Raw genomic sequence first — 16957 nt, forward strand, 5'->3', positions numbered from 1 at the left:
ATCATTCTCCTTGCTGCAAGACCAATTGTTTTTCTTTCACCTGAAGTAATGCCTGAGAGAAGTCATTAATGAGATCGTCTGGGTTCTCTAAGCCAACGGATAAGCGGATGAGGCTGTTTTTAATTCCTCGCTTTTCCCTTTCTGCTTGTGGCATCGCTGCATGAGACATTTTTGCAGGGTAGGATAGAATGGATTCAACCGCTCCTAGACTAACTGCAAAAACAGGTATTTTAACGTTGGATAAAAAGACCTGAAGTGCTTGTTCATTCGCGAATTCAAAGGATAAAACTGCTCCAGGGCCGCCAGCTTGACTGTTTTGCAAATCAAACTGTGGATGATTTTCCAGACCAGGGTAATAAACTTTTTCGATTAAAGGATGTGCGTCTAAGAATTCGGCTAGTTTGATAGCTGATTTTTGTGATTGTTCTAGTCTGACATGAAGGGTTTTTATTCCCCTAAGCACAAGCCAGGCATCCTGTACCCCTAGTATAGCACCAAAGGAATTTTGTAAAGAGTAGAGCCTCTTGCCTAATTCCTCATCTTTTACAACCGCAAGTCCTGCAACCACATCACTATGTCCTGATAAAAATTTAGTCGCACTATGAAGAACTACATCTGCTCCAAGCTCTAAAGGTCTTTGGTATTCAGGGGTTAAAAAGGTGTTATCTACATAAGTGATTGCATTTATCTCTTTTGCAAGAGCTGTAATTGCGGCAATATCCGTAACCTTTAATAAAGGGTTTGATGGTGTTTCAACATAAAATGCTTTGGTGTTAGGCTTAATGGCATTTTTTACTTGATTAAGATCAGTCATATCTACAAATGTATGTTCAATCCCGAACCGAGAGAGCACCTGTGTGACCATTCGATACGTGCCGCCATACACATCTTCGGTAATGACGATATGGTCTCCAGAAGAAAGAAGGAGGAAGGCTGTTGAAATAGCAGCCATTCCAGACGAGAAAGCAAAGCCTCTCGTTCCGCCTTCCAATTCAGCGATTACATCCTCGAGCGCTTCTCTTGTGGGGTTTCCACTTCTAGCGTAATCGTATTTCCCGTAATTTTCTATATCAAATTGATGGAAGGTCGATGCATGTTGAATCGGTACACTAACTGCTCCCGTGGCTAGATCGACTTTATGCTTATTATGAAGGAGCTTGGTTTCAAAACTATAATTATCTGAACTCATTATCCAATCACTCCTTCTTTTAATTTTGCTAATGCGTATTCAAGATCTTGAATGATGTCTGTTGGATCTTCTAGTCCTACTGAAAATCTTAATAGTCGATTGCAAACACCTGACTTAATTCGGATTTCTTCAGGAATATCAGCATGGGTTTGTGTCGCTGGATACGTAATAAAGCTTTCTGTTCCGCCCAGGCTTTCAGCAAAGGTAATAAGTGAAAGTCCTTTGAGGAAAGGATTAACCCATGTTTCATCCTGTAAGCGGAAGGAAACCATACCGCCTCTTCCAGGGTAAAGAACATCTGTTATTCCATCATGAGTGGAAAGGTATTCCACGATAGCTTTCGCATTGCTTTCATGTCTTTGCATACGAAGGGATAAAGTTTTCATTCCGCGCATCACTAACCAGGAATCAAAAGGACTTAGGACTCCGCCCGCTCCATTATGATGAAAAGCCAGCGCCTCACAAAGCTCTTTTCCTTTCGCAACAATTAGACCTGCAAGGACATCATTATGACCACCTAAGTATTTCGTCGCACTATGAAGGACAATATCTGCACCAAGCAGGATTGGCTGCTGAAGGAGCGGAGTATAGAATGTATTATCAACAATTAGAATAATTCCGTGGCTCTTTGCAATTTTTGAAACTGCAGCAATGTCTGACTGCTGCATAAGTGGATTGGTCGGTGTTTCAAGGAATATCGCCTTTGTTTGAGGGGTAATCTTCCTCTCAATTTCTTCCGGGCTACAGGTATTAACATATTGGGTCTGCAATCCCCATTTTTTAAATCCCTGTTCTAGTAAACGATATGTTCCTCCGTATAAATCCTCGCTCACAATCCATTCGTCCCCAGATTGGAAAAGAGAAAGGATTGTAAAAATAGCCGCCATGCCTGAACTACAGGCAAACCCTTGATCCGCACCTTCGAGATCGGCAATCGCCTTTTCTAGCAGCTGGCGTGTTGGATTTCCTGTCCTTGAGTAATCATAACCTGTTGATTGCCCAATCCCTTCGTGACGATAGGCTGTTGAGAAATAAACCGGAGGATTAACCGTTCCTGTCGTGGTTTCGCTGCGATTTCCAATTTGTGCTAACTTCGTATCAATCTTATACACCATATTCCTTATCCTCCTTTATAAAAACAAAAAAAGTCTTCTATAAGAAGAAGACTTTTGGCTGCTGTAAGCATTGTCATTCTTCTTATCTTCCAAGTTACCTATAACTTGGTGGACTTAGCACCTTTTCAATGAAAAAGCCATTGATGGTTGCTGAGGCGTCATAGGGCCATTCCCTCTACCTCTCTTGATAAGAACATTAATATTTAGATTATTTATAAAATTTACTACAGTTTAGTGAGAGTGTCAATTCCTTTTTGCATTGTTCCTTTAACCACTAAAATCTTGTCGAAAAATTCTCTTAAATAAAACGTATTTATTAGTCAAAAAAGAGTTGACTCTTAAAATGGGAGCATTTATGATAGAAATATCAAGTTGTTCTTTATTGAGAACTTATGAAAGTGGAAATAAAGATATTGAGGTTATTACCATCTATTATATCAACAATAATAATAAATTTGCACTATTTAGGATTACTTTTAAGAATCCAATATTTAACTATGCTTTGGTTGTTCACTTTAAAGAACAGGGAATTTGATATTAACCCAAAGTTTAAATCGGTTTAAGATAAAACGCAGAAGTAGAAATGGCAGGAGGAAAAGATGAGTGCTATTGCTGGTATATATCATTTGAACGATGAACCTATTAATCTCGAACACGGCAGGAGAATGATGAAGGATTTGGAAAAGTATCCAGCCGATGATGTTCAAATATGGCATAGTGACAAAGTCTTTCTAGGCTGCCATGCCCAATGGATTACACCAGAATCTATAGGTGAAAAACTCCCCTACTATGATCATGATAGAAAGTTAGCTATTACGGCTGATGCGATTATTGATAACCGGGAAGAATTATTTGAGAGATTACAAGTTGATAAAAGAAAAAGAAAAGAAATCACTGATAGTGAACTGATATTACTTTCTTATCATAAATGGGGAGAAGACTCTCCGAAATATCTAATTGGTGATTTTGCCTTTATGATTTGGGATGAGAAAAATCAACAATTCTTTGGCGCAAGAGATCCTTCTGGCTATAGAACACTTTACTATTTTAGGAATCATTCACGGTTCAGTCTTTGTACAACAATTGAACCATTATTGACTTTACCCTATATTGAAAAGCAATTAAATGAGAATTATATTGCTGAATTTTTAGCAATTACTGGAATGATTGATACGGTTGATGCTCGTTTAACACCTTTTAAAGATATAGAACAAGTGCCACCATTTCATTCGATTACTATTGTTGGAAAAAGAATCATCCTTAAACGCTTCGGTACATTTATGCCAGCTGAAAAAATAAAATTAAAATCAAATGAAGAATATGTTGAGGCCTTTCAAGATGTTTTTCAGGAAGCAGTAAATTGTAGATTACGAACGTTTCGAGAAATTGGTTCCCAACTAAGTGGAGGGTTGGATTCAGGTGCAGTTGTAGGATTTGCGGCAAAAGAACTTCAAAAAAAGAGTAAGACATTACATACATTCAGTTATATTCCGCCAAAGGATTTCGTTGATTTCACACAAAAGCGAATAATGCCGGACGAGCGACCATTTATTAAGAAAACGGTTGAATATGTAGGAGGAATTTCTGATCATTATTATGATTTTGACGGGAGAAGTTCTTATACCGAAATCGATGATTATCTTGATGTGATGGAAATGCCGTACAAATTTGCAGAAAACTCTTTTTGGCTAAGGGGCATTTTTGAGAAAGCGAGCGAAAAAGGTGTTGGAATTCTACTAAATGGTGATAAAGGTAATTCAACGATATCGTGGGGTTCTGCGCTAGATTATTATGCGATTCTTTTAAAGAGATTTAAGTGGCTGCGTCTTATTCAGGAATTGCAACATTATAGTGCGAAAACTGGAGGAGCCAGATTTCGGTTAATCCCTGATATTGTTAAAATTGGCTTTCCAATTATAAATCAAATGGTAGCGAGGAACAATGCGGAGGATCTTCCGATTTTAATTAATTCTGAGTTCGCAGAGAGAACTGGTGTATTTTCAAAGTTGAGTGAATATGGAATTGATAGTTCTGGCTGGTTAGCATCTAAAAATCTTTATGAGCAAAGAAGAATCGTATTTGATAATATATCCACTTGGAATTCTGGGAGTACATTTAATGCCAAACTCTCATTGCGATATAAACTATGGAAACGCGACCCTACAAATGACATTCGTGTGGTCCGCTATTGTTTTTCAGTACCTGAAGATCAATTTGTTCAAAATGGGTTAGACCGAGCACTCATTAGAAGAGCAACAGAAAATGTGCTGCCAGACCAAATTAGGTTAAATCAACGTATTTGGGGGATACAAGGTGCAGATTGGCTCCATCGAATGGTTCCACATTGGAATATGCTTATAGAAGAGGTTAAGGAACTTCTCAAAGATTCGAACGTAATGAAATTTTTTGATGAAGAGGTAATAAGGTCGGCATTGGTTAAAAGCGAAAAGGCTCTAAGGACAGAAAATATGTCTGACCCCGATTATAGAACTTTAATGAGAACTGTAATAGTGTATCGCTTAATAAAAAAATACTTTGAAAGGGGGTGATTAGATGAAAAGAGAATGGCAAAAACCAGTATTAGAAATGTTAGATGTAAAGATGACAATGCACAATGTTTCTGGAAGCAAATATGATGCTGATTGGTCAAATGGGCAGCCAATACCTACAAATGGACAAGGACAACATTTAGATTCTAAGAGCTAATCGAGAAGAAATAAGCTTTAATTCTGATCTATTTGAACCTCATTTTTATGAATTCATATAGACGGTATTGATTAACTTACATAAAAGGCCCTTATATATTGAAGAAGATATAAGGGCTTTTTATATAATTAGAGATTCATTGGAGTGAGAATGATGGAGATAGTTGCTAGTGATTTTTTTTATAAGGCTTTTGGATTTTCAGTTAGAAGTAAGATCCATTTCCCAGAGCTATTAGAAGTAGTTAACGATAAGGACTCTACAGATATAGAGATTAATTTTAAAGACTTATCAAGCTTATGGTTAGAATGGTCTGATTCCGGAAGCAGATTTGTCATGAATGAACGTTTAGTAATGTTTAAGGTTCCAGATATTGCTATTTTTCTTATCGAAGAAGGATGCCGAATCACCGTATGGCCTTTAAATAAATATAAAGAAGATGTAATTAGATTATATTTATTAGGTAGCTGTATGGGGGCAATTTTGATGCAAAGAGGCATACTTCCCTTACACGGAAGCGCAATTGATATAAATGGAAAAGCTTATGCTATTGTTGGTAATTCTGGGGCCGGCAAGTCTACTCTGGCAACAGCATTTCTTCGTAAAGGATATAAATTGCTAACTGATGATGTAATAGGTGTTTACTTCACTAAGGGAAATGTACCAATGGTCATTCCAGCCTATCCTCAGCAGAAACTTTGGCAGGAAAGCTTAGATGAGTTTGGAATAGACAGTAGAGAATATAAATCTGTTTATCAAAGAGAAACTAAGTTTGCAATTCCAATAAAAGATCAATTTTCATCAGTACCTTTACAACTAGCAGGGGTATTTGAACTAACGTTTTCCGAAAATGAAGAAATAGAGCTTAATCAACTTAAAGGTCTTTCTAGATTACAGACATTATTAATCCATACATACAGGAACATACTTATCCCAAACCTAGGGCTTACCAATTGGCATTTTACAAATTCAACAAAAATTATTAGTCAGATTAATATGTTCCAATTGCGGAGGCCAGAGAACAGATTTACAGTGAATGAGTTAGTTTCACAAATATTCGATTGTATAAACAAGGAGAATGAAAAAAATGAAAATCTTAAGTGCAAATAGACTCTCTATGGAAACCATCATCGTACAAAATCCCGGAAATATTATAAGTGATATGGATGGAGAAACGGTGATGATGAGTATCGATAATGGTAAATACTACAATTTAGGTGTAATCGGTGGATATATTTGGGGTAATATCGAAGAACCTATTTCTATTAAATCATTAATCTCTAAAATAATTAACGAGTTTAATGTAGAAGCTAGTGAATGCAAGAAAGATGTTCTCGCTTTTCTAGAACAGTTATTAGATGAAAAAATAATTAGGAATGAAACAGGTATTTAACAGTTTAATAATTTTTGGCTGTAAGGAAGGATTCGTTAAAGGTGAGAAAAATATGGCTATTCTTCACTTCAGATATTCAAATGAGAAATTTACTAATTGAAGCATACATTTTATTAGCATGGGCACGTGTTCTAAAAGTTTTCCCTTTTAGAAGAGTTTCCCCGTTTCTTGGCTCTAAAATGAGTGAAACATCTTTTGATATTGCTGCTGTAAATATAAAAATCGTTAAACAAATATCCCATGCAATTCATATTATGAGTAAATATACATTGTGGGAAAGTAAATGTTTAATAAGGGCAATGGCTTGTATGAAAATGTTAGAACGACGGCAAATTGATAGTACCCTTTATTTAGGGACAGCTAGAGACGAGAACGGACAAATGATTGCTCATGCTTGGCTAAGAAGTGGTCCACTTTATTTGACCGGTGCTGAGGAAATGAATAAATTTGTAGTTGTAGGTAAATTTGCAAAAAAAGGTCGAGGTATTAATAAGTAAGGAGTAATTACAGTGAAAAAATTTAGTCTCGACGTGCGGGATATTCCTAAAGAGTTAATTCTTATACTAAATATGTTAAAGAATGATGATGGTTATACTCAAGATTATTTAAGAGAAGAACACAAGAATATAGATTGGAAAATGTTTTTGGATTTAACGTTACATCACCGGGTTTATCCTTTACTAGCCTCAAAACTAAAAAATATTGATACTAGTTTAATTCCTCAATTCGTAACCCAAACAGTTTATGGATACTATAAGAGAAATATTTTTAAAATGCTCCAACTTAGTGGTGAAATGGAACAATTAGCTAAATTATTTAATGCTAATGATATAAAAACCATCTTTTTAAAAGGGCCATTACTGGGAAATGAAATCTACGGGGATGTTTCACTTAGAACATGTGGAGATTTAGATATACTTATTCCTATTGAAGATTTAGATAGTGTGCATAGAATTCTAGAAAACCAGGGTTTTATAAAAGATGATTATATACTAAGTATATTGGGAGATTGGAAATGGAGACATCATCACGTTACTTATTACCAAAAATCCAAAAATATTAAGGTGGAAATTCATTGGAGACTAAATCCAGGACCTGGAAAGGAACCAGGCTTTTTAGAATTATGGGAACGTAAGAGAAAAAGCGTATCTGTTAATAGTCCAATTTATTTATTAGGCAGGGAGGATTTATTTTTATTTCTTGTTTCTCATGGTGCAAGACACGGATGGTCACGTCTCCGTTGGTTAATAGATATTGAGAGAATGATTGAGCAGGAAATGGATTGGCAAAAAGTTTATTCTTTTACGAAAAAACACAACAATTTTCATGTGGTTGGACAAAGTATAATCTTATCTTCAGCCCTATTAAATGCCGATGTAACAAAAGAATTGCTTAGATATACAAGTGATCAATCTAAATCATTAGCTCAGGGTGCGATATTTTATATGGAGAATATGGTTAATTTGCATGATGACCTTGTCCCAAAATATATTTCTATATACCATGGACGCCATTTATATTCGTTAATGTCTCGGCAGCAAAAGTTTTTGTACAAACTAAGTTATTTATACCCCTATCATGTCGATAGCTTGACAGTACCATTACCAAAAAAACTCCATTTTTTATATTTTATTCTAAGACCTTTTTTATGTTTATGGAGAAAGGCAATAAAGCAAGAACTATCCTTGGAGGAACCGAAATGAAAGAAATCATGCATTTTGTAAAGCTTATCCATTCCTTTTCAGGGAGAATATTGTATTTTAATCTTTCTGCAATGTTATTAATAAGCCTATTTGAAGGTATAGGTATTTTTTTGCTATTACCCTTAATTCACTTAACGGAAATAGTAGACTTAAATATAAATAATAGTTTTTTAAATCAATTTTCTTTCATTTTTCAAGGTATACCTCAAACAACCTCTCTTTTAATAATCATAGGCTTATTCGTGTTAATAATGGTAGGACAAAGTTTTTTTCAAAGGCAGCAAACCATATTGAATGTAAAAATTCAGCAAGGCTTTTCTTGTTATATTAGAGAAGAAACATATAAATTAATCTTATTAGCTAATTGGGGATTTTTTTTAAAAAATCGGAAATCAGATCTAATTAATTCAATGATTTCGGAAACTGGTCGTGTTAGTGGAGGTATAAGTGTTTTTTTTAGTTTTATCTCTTCATTCATATTTACACTTATTCAAATTGGAATTGCTTGTTTTTTTTCAATAAAGATGACCATATTTGTTACTTTATTCGGATTTTTAGTGGTATTTTTCTCGAGAAAATTTATCAAACAATCTAGTAAATTAGGTATGGATAATATCGAATTGGGACAAACTTATATGGCGGGAGTTACCGATTCTTTCAATGGGATAAAAGATATAAAAAGTAACAATATAGAGGAGCACCACATCTCGTGGTTCAAGGAACTAAACGGAAAAATGGTTAAGAACTCAATCAAAGCTGTGGAATTAAAAACAAAATCAAACTTTATTTATAAAGTAGTATCAGCATTATTAATTGGAATCTTTATTTTTATTTCAATAAAAATGTTCGAAGGACAGTCTGCTTCGTTGTTTCTAATTCTTATAATATTTTCTAGAATATGGCCGAGAATAACTGGAATTCAATCAAATTTAGAACTGCTAGGTTTAGCATTACCTTCATTTAAGAAACTTCTAGAACTGCAAAATCAATGTATTGAGGGACGAGAGTTAAGTGAAAGAATGATTCATAACGTAAATCCAATCATGATGAAAAAAGGTCTAGAATGTAAAGATGTTTATTTTAAATATACTAAAGCAGAGCAATATGCCTTACAAAAAATTAACTTACGATTTCCCGCGAATCGAATGACAGCAATAGTTGGTCCATCCGGTGCAGGTAAAAGCACACTAATAGATATATTAATGGGGCTTAATCGGCCTGAAACTGGTGAGGTATTAATTGATGGAAAGACTTTAACAAGTGAAAATTTACTTGCGTTGAGACGCTCAATTAGTTATGTACCCCAGGACCCATTCTTGTTTAATAATACAATCAGAGAAAATTTATTAATTATTGATAAGAAAGCAAAAGATGAGCAAATCTGGGAGGCATTAGAATTTGCAGTTGCAGCAGACTTTGTTAAAAGGATGCCCCATGGTCTTGATACTATGATAGGTGATAGAGGAATAAAACTCTCTGGTGGAGAACGTCAAAGACTTGTACTTGCAAGAGCTATATTACGTAAGCCGTCTATACTTGTTTTAGACGAGGCAACTAGTGCTTTGGATACAGAGAACGAGACTAAAATCCAAAATGCAATTGAAAATTTAAAGGGGACAATGACAATCATAATAATCGCACATCGATTATCAACTATTCGTAATGCCGATCAAGTAATAGTTTTAGATAACGGTGAAATCATTCAACAAGGCCAGTTTGGACAACTAGCAAATGAGAAACATGGAATGTTTAGTAGGTTGTTGAAAAAGCAATTAGAAGTTAGTGTTTAATTTTGGAGCTTTTAATTATCTTTATTATTGTTTAATTCTGAAAATAATGATTGACTAGTTCTTAATAAAGAACTAATATGATGTTATAAACTAGTTTACTAATGAATATTTTTTTGTTCACGGTGTTCTTTATTTAGAACAAAAATGTTTCAGGTCTTAATAAAAGGTGGTCTAATGAATAGCTTTAATCAGAATAATAACGACAAGAGAAAAGCCAAGGAAATTAATTTACAAGAATTATTTAATGTTATTAAAAGAAGATTTTTGGCGATAGCTGTTATTACAATTCTTGCTGGTATAGTTGGGATGATCTTAAACAACACTTCCATTGTTCCTCTTTATCAATCTTCTTCTAGGATTATTATTGGAGCAGATGAAGAGTCAAGAAAAACACTGCAAGTAATTGTAAGAGATTCGTCTATTTTAGACTTGGTTGTTAAGGAACTGAACCTAAGTAAATCGGCAGAAGCGTTGGCTGGACAAATAAGTGTAGCAAGTGTAGATGGTTCGCAAGTAGTGAGTATAAGTGTAGTAGATACAGATCCAGAGCAAGCAGCTTTAATAGCTGACACCACAGCAAAGATTTTTCAAGAGGAAGTTCCTAAGATAGTTGGTCAAGATTATATCCGTTCGTTATCAAAGGCAAAAGTAAATCCACTGCCCATTAATCCAAAAAGTAATAATAAAGTGTTTATGGCGATAATTGGAGGACTTGTTGTGGGTGTTGGTTTGGCATTTTTACTAGAGTCTTTAGATGATAGGATCCGTTCAGAGAAAGAGATTGAAACTATGCTTGGGGTTCAAGTGCTTGGAAGAGTTTCAAAAATGAATAAACGAAATATTAAAAAGAAGAATGGTCAGTCTAATCTAGAGGTAAGAGGTGAGTCAGTTGGTGTTAAATAAAATCACAAAACGACTTGGTCAAAGGAAGAAAAGAATATTAATCACATCCTCTTATCCTGACTCCATTATTTCCGAACAATTTCGGATGATTCAAACAAATATTAAATTTTCTATGGCAGGAGAGAAAAGTCAAATTTTCTTAGTTACCTCACCAAATGATGGGGAAGGGAAGTCTACCACTGCTGCCAACCTAGCAATCACTATTGCCCAACAAAAAGAAAAGGTTCTCTTAATTGATGCTAATCTAAGAAAGCCTTCATTACATTCATTTTTTAAAACGTCTAACTCTAATGGACTAGTTGATATTTTAAATGGAAGGGTTTTATTCCATGATGCTATTATTCATACTGAAATGGGAAGGTTAGACCTGTTACCTAGTGGTCCTGCCCCCAATAACCCAGTTGAATTATTAGGTTCACAAATGATGCATGAACTTTTACAGAAGGCCCTCAGGTCATATCAAATCGTATTAATTGATTCCAATGCCATTTTGGATGTAACTGATACAAAGCTTTTAGCTAACCAATGTGATGGAGTTGTATTGGTGATTAAAAACGGTAAAACAAAGTTTGAAAAAGCTGCTGAGGCGAAAAAGGTGCTGGAATTTGCAAAAGCAAAACTAGTTGGGGTTGTAATGAATCATTAAGAATTATAAAATTTTTTAAACAAACTGTTCGTTATTAAGAATTGAATAAATTTTTGGTGATGTCTCCTATCCATTATCTATGGAGGCACTCGGTCATGCTGTGGGTCATCAGACCTTAGCGTTAGTCGTCGAAAGTGTGATGTGAGGACGGGTTAGATGCCCAAATTTTAAAAAAACATTAATGATCTGTTTTTGCCTAAAGAACCGATCATTAATATTTTTTTAAGGAGCTGTTAGTGTGAAAAACATTGATCACTATCCAAAATCCATTGTCAAAGCTATTAGGTACATTAAGCAAGATGTAGACAAAGAACTGCTAGAAGATATTAAAAGATTGATAGACGATGCAATCAAAATAAGGTTAAAAAGAAGTTAATCTGGTATTGGAGGAAAAGTATGACTTATAGGCAACGATTGTCCTTATTTATTTTTCTAGACTCTTGTATAGTCTTAACAGTGATTTTCTTTAGTCGCTTCTTAACCTATGGAACTTTAAAAGTGATCACTTTACCAATGGTATTAAGTGCTATTGTCATTTTAATTAGTCATCATCTATTTTCTTTTCAATTACATCTTTATAAAAAAGCCTGGGAATTTGCAAGTGTAGGAGAATTAGTAAGCATCCTTAAGGTAATTACAATTTCTGTTTTTTTTGCAGCTGTGATTCAACTGGTTGTCGTTCGAGAAATTCCAGTCAGGCTGCTTTTAGTAACATGGTTTCTTAATATGTCCTTTATTGGCGGTTCCCGCTTTTTGTGGAGAATGTATAGAGATTCGTATCTTAATAAGGTCGGTAACAAGAAAAGAACACTCATTATCGGAGCTGGGTCAGCGGGTATGATGGTTGCAAGACAACTAAAAAAGGAAAATGAAAATAATCTTATACCAGTTGCCTTTATTGATGATGATAATAAAAAGCATCAGCTTGAGATTTTAGGAATACCAGTGGTTGGTGGAACTAAAACAATAAAAGCTACTGTTAATAATCTGAATATAGACCATATTGTCATTGCCATACCATCACTAAGTAAAAAGGAACTTAGTATTATTTATAAACAGTGTGCCGAAACGAGCGCTAAAACACAAAGTCTTCCAATGATAGAAGATTTGATTACTGGAAAAGTATCTGTCCAACAAATTCGGGATGTGCAGGTGGAGGATTTACTTGGTCGCGAACCTGTAGAATTAGATATTGATAGTATCACAGAAAATATTACAGGAAAAGTAGTACTTGTTACGGGCGCGGGTGGTTCCATTGGTTCGGAAATTTGCCGGCAAATTTCAAAATTTCAACCGAGGCAATTAGTTTTGCTTGGACATGGTGAAAATAGTATTTACTCAATTGAGATGGAGTTAAAAGAGAAGTTTAGAAATAAAGAGACAGAATTTATTCCCATTATTGCTGACTTACAGGATGAAAAGAAAATGATGGATGTTATGAGTACGTACCATCCTAGTATTGTATATCATGCGGCAGCGCATAAGCATGTACCATTAATGGAAGCCAATCCTGAAGAAGCAGTCAAAAATAACTTAATTGGAACTATGAATGCAGCAAAGGCGGCCAGCTGGAATGGAGTAAACACTTTTGTCATGGTTTCTACGGATAAGGCAGTAAACCCTACAAGTGTAATGGGAGCAACAAAAAGACTCGCTGAAATGGTTATTCAATCAATCGACCGTATAAGTAACACTAAATTTGTTGCAGTACGTTTTGGAAATGTACTAGGGAGCAGAGGAAGTGTAATCCCATTATTTAAGAGACAAATTGAAAAAGGCGGTCCAGTTACAGTCACTCACCCTGATATGGTTCGGTACTTTATGACGATTCCCGAAGCATCGAGATTAGTTCTTCAAGCTGGTGCATTGGCAAAAGGTGGAGAAATATTTGTTTTAGATATGGGAGAACCAGTGAAAATTGTAGATTTAGCTAGGAATCTAATCAAATTATCAGGAAATTCAATTGAAGAGATAGGCATTGATTTCACAGGAATTAGACCGGGTGAAAAGCTTTTTGAAGAACTTTTGAAAGAAGACGAAGTCAATGAAAAGCAAATATATCCAAAGATTTATATTGGAAAAACATCAGAAATTTATTTACAGGAAATCGAAGAGCTAATTTCATCATTTAAACATCTGGAAAAGGAAGAAATAAGAGAAAAGCTTTTAAATCTAGCAAATAATAGAGTAACGAAAAGACAAGAAGTTTCTCCAAAACAAGCACTATCCATAACTGTTTAAAGGGGTTTATTAAATGAAAGTAAAAAAAGCCATTATACCTGCAGCTGGACTGGGAACAAGGTTTCTTCCGGCAACAAAGGCAATGCCAAAAGAAATGCTGCCGATAGTAGACAAACCTACGATTCAATATATTGTGGAGGAAGCTGTTGAGTCAGGTATTGAAGATATTATTATTGTTACGGGAAAAGGTAAAAGAGCGATTGAGGATCACTTTGATCACTCTTTTGAATTAGAACATAACTTATTGAAAAAAGGAAAATATGAGTTACTCAGCGAAGTACAGAAATCCTCTAAATTGGTGGATATTCATTACATCCGTCAAAAAGAACCAAGAGGGTTGGGGCATGCTATTTGGTGTGCCCGCAAGTTTATTGGCAATGAACCGTTTGCAGTCCTTTTAGGAGATGACATTGTTCAGGCAGAAAAGCCCTGTCTAAAACAGTTAATGGAGCAGTATGACCGATACAATGCCACAATATTGGGTGTCCAATCCGTTCCAAATCAAGATGTTTCTCGCTATGGAATTGTAGGCGGGAATCAATGGGAAACCGGTTTTATAGTGTAAATCGATTAGTAGAAAAACCGAAGCAGGAAGAAGCACCTTCCAATTTGGCGATACTTGGCCGCTATATCTTAAGTCCGAAAATTTTCGAAATCCTGAGTAAACAAGAGCCAGGGGCTGGCGGAGAAATTCAACTTACAGATGCCATTGCAGCTTTAAATGAATATGAAGAAGTTTATGCCTACGACTTTGAAGGGACTCGCTATGATGTCGGGGAAAAAATGGGCTTTATACAAACCACAATTGAGTTTGCCTTAAAGCATAAGGATTTAAGAAGTCAATTATTGACCTATCTATCTGCTACTTTAGATAAGGAATTAATTAAATGAGTTTTATTTACATTTTAGTACTCTGAAAGGACCTATTGTATGACTGTTCTCTGGGTCAATCTTGCAATCGTATTTTTATTATCCCTTCTTTCTCGTTATTTTTCGAGTACTCTAGTCCTAAATAATTCATTGGTGTCAATAAAACCAAATAAATTTTTGGCATTTGGTACAATACTGTCTTTTATCTTAGTTTCTGGATTGCGGAATAATATTGGTGATACACCCTTCTATATGCATACCTACAGAATTAACGATTTCAATTGGGAGTTCATAAAATCTCAAGATGACATTGGATTTGGTATTCTTCAAATGATCTTAAAAAGATTTTCAGAAGATCCGCAAATATTAATATTTACTACGGCGTTAATCACTAATGTACTAATCATTATTGGCTTATATAAGTACTCCAGATTATTCGAATTAAGTATCTATGTTTATGTAACTGGAGGCTTATTTTTAGTCACCATGAATGGAATCCGGCAATGTCTGGCAACAGCTATTATTTTTGTAGCTACAAAATACTTAATAGAAGGAAATAGGTTTAAATATATATTAGTTATAATTTTTGCTTCTTTTTTCCATCAAAGTGCACTGATCTTAATTCCTATTTCATTTTTAGTAAGATTTAGAGCTTGGTCAAAGGCAACATTAGTTCTATTACTCTTTTCAATTATCATCGTTTTAGGATTTAATCAGTTTTCGAGTATATTATTTTCCGCCATTGAGGATAGTCAATATGGTGTATATAGTCAATTTAATGAGGGAGGGGCAAATATTATAAGGGTAATAGTGTTTGGAGCACCGTTAGTCCTTGCTTTCTTTGGCAGGGAAAGGCTAAGAGAGCTATTCCCAGAAAGCGATATTATTGTAAATATGGCCATTATCGGTTTGGTCTTTATGATCATTTCGACTGCAAACTGGATTTTTGCGAGGTTTAATATTTATTTTGAACTTTACCAAATCATTTTAATTTCATGGATGGTCAAGGTATTTAGAAAAAAAGACCAAAGCTTAGTCTATTATGCAATCATTTTATGTTATTTGGCTTATTTTTTCTACGAAAGTGTAATTAATTTAAATATAATATATAGAAGTAATTACTTGGGATAAATCAATTTAAAGAAATAGGGGGAAACCATGGCAATCTTAATTACTGGAGGAGCAGGATATATTGGAAGTCACACATGTGTTGAATTGTTAAATGCAGGATATGAAATAGTTGTTTTGGATAATTTAATTAATAGTAAGCCTGAAGCAATTAAAAAAATAACAGAAATTACAGGCTCTTCTTTTAAATTTTATAATTATGATTTATTGGATGAAAACCGTTTGGATGAGGTTTTTTTAGAAAATGATATTGAAGCCGTTATTCATTTTGCAGGATTAAAAGCTGTTGGTGAATCTGTATATCTTCCTCTTCAGTATTATCATAACAATATTACTGGGACTCTTTTACTTTGTAAGACAATGAAAAAATATAATGTAAAGAAATTAGTATTTAGCTCATCTGCAACGGTATATGGAGTTCCTGAAAAATTCCCTATTTCCGAAGAGAGCCCCTTAAGTGCATTAAATCCATATGGTCGTACAAAGCTTATGATTGAGGATATTTTACATGATCTTTATGAATCTGATAATACCTGGACCATATCGATTTTGAGATATTTCAATCCTATCGGTGCTCATGAAAGTGGACAAATCGGAGAAGACCCAAATGGCGTTCCAAATAATCTTATGCCTTATATTTCTCAGGTGGCTATGGGAAAATTAAAGAAGCTTAATGTTTTTGGAAATAATTATCCTACAAAGGACGGAACAGGTGTAAGGGATTATATTCACGTAGTTGATCTAGCCATTGGACATTTAAGAGCTTTAGAAAAGATTACATATACAACAGGTGTTGAAGTATTCAATCTTGGTACTGGAAATGGTTATAGTGTGTTAGAAATGATTTCTGCTTTTGAAAAAGCGTCAGGCAGGGAGATCTCTTATAGAATAGTGGATTCTAGACCTGGGGATGTAGCTATTTGTTACGCAGATCCAGTAAAAGCTGAGAGAGGTCTAGGCTGGGTTGCTAAAAAAGGAATAGATGAAATGTGTAAAGATGCTTGGCACTGGCAATGTGAAAATCCAAATGGATACAAACAAAATCAAGAAGAAGAAAGTCCTCACTTAATACCTAGTGAGGACTTTTTAATTAAATAAGATTCAAAGAGAGGTTAGTAGGATGGCTATATCGGAACATTTAACCCAACAGAAACTAAAAGAGATTTTAATGAATATATATGTTAAGGGAATAGAGACAGAAGACATTCAAATAAAAGATCTTATTGAGGATATAAAAAAACAAGTGTTAGCTGATTCCGAATAGCTGGGAGGTAAT

General features: G+C 34.7%; 16 protein-coding genes, 1 pseudogene and 1 riboswitch. Of the genes and pseudogenes, 15 read left to right on the forward strand and 2 right to left on the reverse strand.

The features are described from left to right. Position 1 precedes the first annotated feature (1 nt). Together metC and J2Y03_RS20590 are read right to left on the reverse strand one after the other, a co-directional pair. Positions 2–1189 carry a cystathionine beta-lyase gene (gene metC, locus J2Y03_RS20585; protein ID WP_310197591.1) on the reverse strand — a complete coding sequence of 396 codons (1188 nt, stop codon included), beginning with the start codon at positions 1187–1189 and terminating at the stop codon, positions 2–4. Then, on the reverse strand, positions 1189–2301 hold the full coding sequence (locus J2Y03_RS20590; protein WP_310197793.1) for a methionine biosynthesis PLP-dependent protein: 1113 nt from the start codon (positions 2299–2301) through the stop codon (positions 1189–1191). The genes metC and J2Y03_RS20590 overlap by 1 nt, the downstream gene beginning before the upstream one ends. An 82-nt stretch (positions 2302–2383) precedes the next feature. After that, positions 2384–2498: riboswitch (SAM riboswitch) on the reverse strand. 405 nt (positions 2499–2903) lie between these two features. On the opposite strand from J2Y03_RS20590, the gene J2Y03_RS20595 reads away from it, so the two are divergent. The 15 genes and pseudogenes from J2Y03_RS20595 to J2Y03_RS20665 all read left to right on the forward strand — a co-directional run bounded on the left by J2Y03_RS20595 (position 2904) and on the right by J2Y03_RS20665 (position 16945). Further along, complete coding sequence (locus J2Y03_RS20595; protein ID WP_310197594.1) at positions 2904–4853, forward strand: lasso peptide isopeptide bond-forming cyclase; 1950 nt, start codon at positions 2904–2906, stop codon at positions 4851–4853. A 4-nt stretch (positions 4854–4857) separates the two neighbouring features. Next, positions 4858–5010, forward strand: a complete 153-nt coding sequence (locus tag J2Y03_RS20600) for a paeninodin family lasso peptide (RefSeq protein WP_310197598.1) — start codon at positions 4858–4860, stop codon at positions 5008–5010. Positions 5011–5163: 153 nt separating this feature from the next. Then, the gene (locus J2Y03_RS20605; protein WP_396954235.1) at positions 5164–6117 is read left to right on the forward strand and encodes an aldolase; all 954 of its coding nucleotides are present in this window, start codon (positions 5164–5166) and stop codon (positions 6115–6117) included. Beyond that, positions 6095–6400 carry a lasso peptide biosynthesis PqqD family chaperone gene (locus J2Y03_RS20610; protein ID WP_310197604.1) on the forward strand — a complete coding sequence of 102 codons (306 nt, stop codon included), beginning with the start codon at positions 6095–6097 and terminating at the stop codon, positions 6398–6400. The genes J2Y03_RS20605 and J2Y03_RS20610 overlap by 23 nt, the downstream gene beginning before the upstream one ends. 80 nt (positions 6401–6480) lie before the next feature. Then, positions 6481–6897: a lasso peptide biosynthesis B2 protein gene (locus J2Y03_RS20615; RefSeq protein WP_310197797.1), complete on the forward strand. Its 417-nt coding sequence runs from the start codon at positions 6481–6483 to the stop codon at positions 6895–6897. Positions 6898–6969: 72 nt separating this feature from the next. Further along, on the forward strand, positions 6970–8103 hold the full coding sequence (locus tag J2Y03_RS20620) for a nucleotidyltransferase domain-containing protein (protein ID WP_310197800.1): 1134 nt from the start codon (positions 6970–6972) through the stop codon (positions 8101–8103). Further along, positions 8100–9893, forward strand: coding sequence for an ABC transporter ATP-binding protein (locus J2Y03_RS20625; protein ID WP_310197607.1), 1794 nt, complete (start codon positions 8100–8102; stop codon positions 9891–9893). Before J2Y03_RS20620 ends, J2Y03_RS20625 begins: the two co-directional genes overlap by 4 nt. A 174-nt stretch (positions 9894–10067) precedes the next feature. Beyond that, positions 10068–10796 carry a YveK family protein gene (locus tag J2Y03_RS20630; protein ID WP_310197609.1) on the forward strand — a complete coding sequence of 243 codons (729 nt, stop codon included), beginning with the start codon at positions 10068–10070 and terminating at the stop codon, positions 10794–10796. Beyond that, entirely contained in the window at positions 10786–11442 is a 657-nt protein-coding gene (locus J2Y03_RS20635; RefSeq protein WP_310197612.1) for a CpsD/CapB family tyrosine-protein kinase, read from the forward strand. Before J2Y03_RS20630 ends, J2Y03_RS20635 begins: the two co-directional genes overlap by 11 nt. A gap of 238 nt (positions 11443–11680) precedes the next feature. Continuing rightward, positions 11681–11818: a hypothetical protein gene (locus J2Y03_RS20640; RefSeq protein WP_310197614.1), complete on the forward strand. Its 138-nt coding sequence runs from the start codon at positions 11681–11683 to the stop codon at positions 11816–11818. A gap of 20 nt (positions 11819–11838) precedes the next feature. After that, a complete protein-coding gene (locus J2Y03_RS20645; RefSeq protein ID WP_310197617.1) occupies positions 11839–13683 on the forward strand; it encodes a nucleoside-diphosphate sugar epimerase/dehydratase in 1845 nt (614 codons plus the stop codon). Between the two features lie 13 nt (positions 13684–13696). Then, a pseudogene (gene galU, locus J2Y03_RS20650) lies at positions 13697–14574 on the forward strand (UTP--glucose-1-phosphate uridylyltransferase GalU). A gap of 39 nt (positions 14575–14613) precedes the next feature. Continuing rightward, on the forward strand, positions 14614–15684 hold the full coding sequence (locus J2Y03_RS20655; protein ID WP_310197619.1) for an EpsG family protein: 1071 nt from the start codon (positions 14614–14616) through the stop codon (positions 15682–15684). 27 nt (positions 15685–15711) lie between these two features. Then, positions 15712–16779: a UDP-glucose 4-epimerase GalE gene (gene galE, locus J2Y03_RS20660; RefSeq protein WP_310197622.1), complete on the forward strand. Its 1068-nt coding sequence runs from the start codon at positions 15712–15714 to the stop codon at positions 16777–16779. A gap of 22 nt (positions 16780–16801) precedes the next feature. Further along, positions 16802–16945 carry a hypothetical protein gene (locus tag J2Y03_RS20665; protein WP_310197624.1) on the forward strand — a complete coding sequence of 48 codons (144 nt, stop codon included), beginning with the start codon at positions 16802–16804 and terminating at the stop codon, positions 16943–16945. Positions 16946–16957 lie beyond the last annotated feature (12 nt).

The sequence above is a fragment of the Neobacillus niacini genome (genome assembly GCF_031457145.1).
GTDB lineage: Bacteria > Bacillota > Bacilli > Bacillales > Cytobacillaceae > Neobacillus > Neobacillus niacini_J.

What these genes read in the sequence shown, in the direction of transcription:
- J2Y03_RS20605 (WP_396954235.1), top strand. Translation starts at nt 5,164, where the DNA reads ATGGAGATAGTTGCTAGTGATTTTTTTTATAAGGCTTTTGGATTTTCA.
- J2Y03_RS20645 (WP_310197617.1), top strand. Translation starts at nt 11,839, where the DNA reads ATGACTTATAGGCAACGATTGTCCTTATTTATTTTTCTAGACTCTTGT.
- metC (WP_310197591.1), bottom strand. Translation starts at nt 1,189, where the DNA reads ATGAGTTCAGATAATTATAGTTTTGAAACCAAGCTCCTTCATAATAAG.
- J2Y03_RS20615 (WP_310197797.1), top strand. Translation starts at nt 6,481, where the DNA reads ATGAGAAATTTACTAATTGAAGCATACATTTTATTAGCATGGGCACGT.
- J2Y03_RS20600 (WP_310197598.1), top strand. Translation starts at nt 4,858, where the DNA reads ATGAAAAGAGAATGGCAAAAACCAGTATTAGAAATGTTAGATGTAAAG.
- J2Y03_RS20655 (WP_310197619.1), top strand. Translation starts at nt 14,614, where the DNA reads ATGACTGTTCTCTGGGTCAATCTTGCAATCGTATTTTTATTATCCCTT.
- J2Y03_RS20665 (WP_310197624.1), top strand. Translation starts at nt 16,802, where the DNA reads ATGGCTATATCGGAACATTTAACCCAACAGAAACTAAAAGAGATTTTA.
- J2Y03_RS20630 (WP_310197609.1), top strand. Translation starts at nt 10,068, where the DNA reads ATGAATAGCTTTAATCAGAATAATAACGACAAGAGAAAAGCCAAGGAA.
- galE (WP_310197622.1), top strand. Translation starts at nt 15,712, where the DNA reads ATGGCAATCTTAATTACTGGAGGAGCAGGATATATTGGAAGTCACACA.
- J2Y03_RS20625 (WP_310197607.1), top strand. Translation starts at nt 8,100, where the DNA reads ATGAAAGAAATCATGCATTTTGTAAAGCTTATCCATTCCTTTTCAGGG.
- J2Y03_RS20620 (WP_310197800.1), top strand. Translation starts at nt 6,970, where the DNA reads ATGTTAAAGAATGATGATGGTTATACTCAAGATTATTTAAGAGAAGAA.
- J2Y03_RS20610 (WP_310197604.1), top strand. Translation starts at nt 6,095, where the DNA reads ATGAAAATCTTAAGTGCAAATAGACTCTCTATGGAAACCATCATCGTA.
- J2Y03_RS20595 (WP_310197594.1), top strand. Translation starts at nt 2,904, where the DNA reads ATGAGTGCTATTGCTGGTATATATCATTTGAACGATGAACCTATTAAT.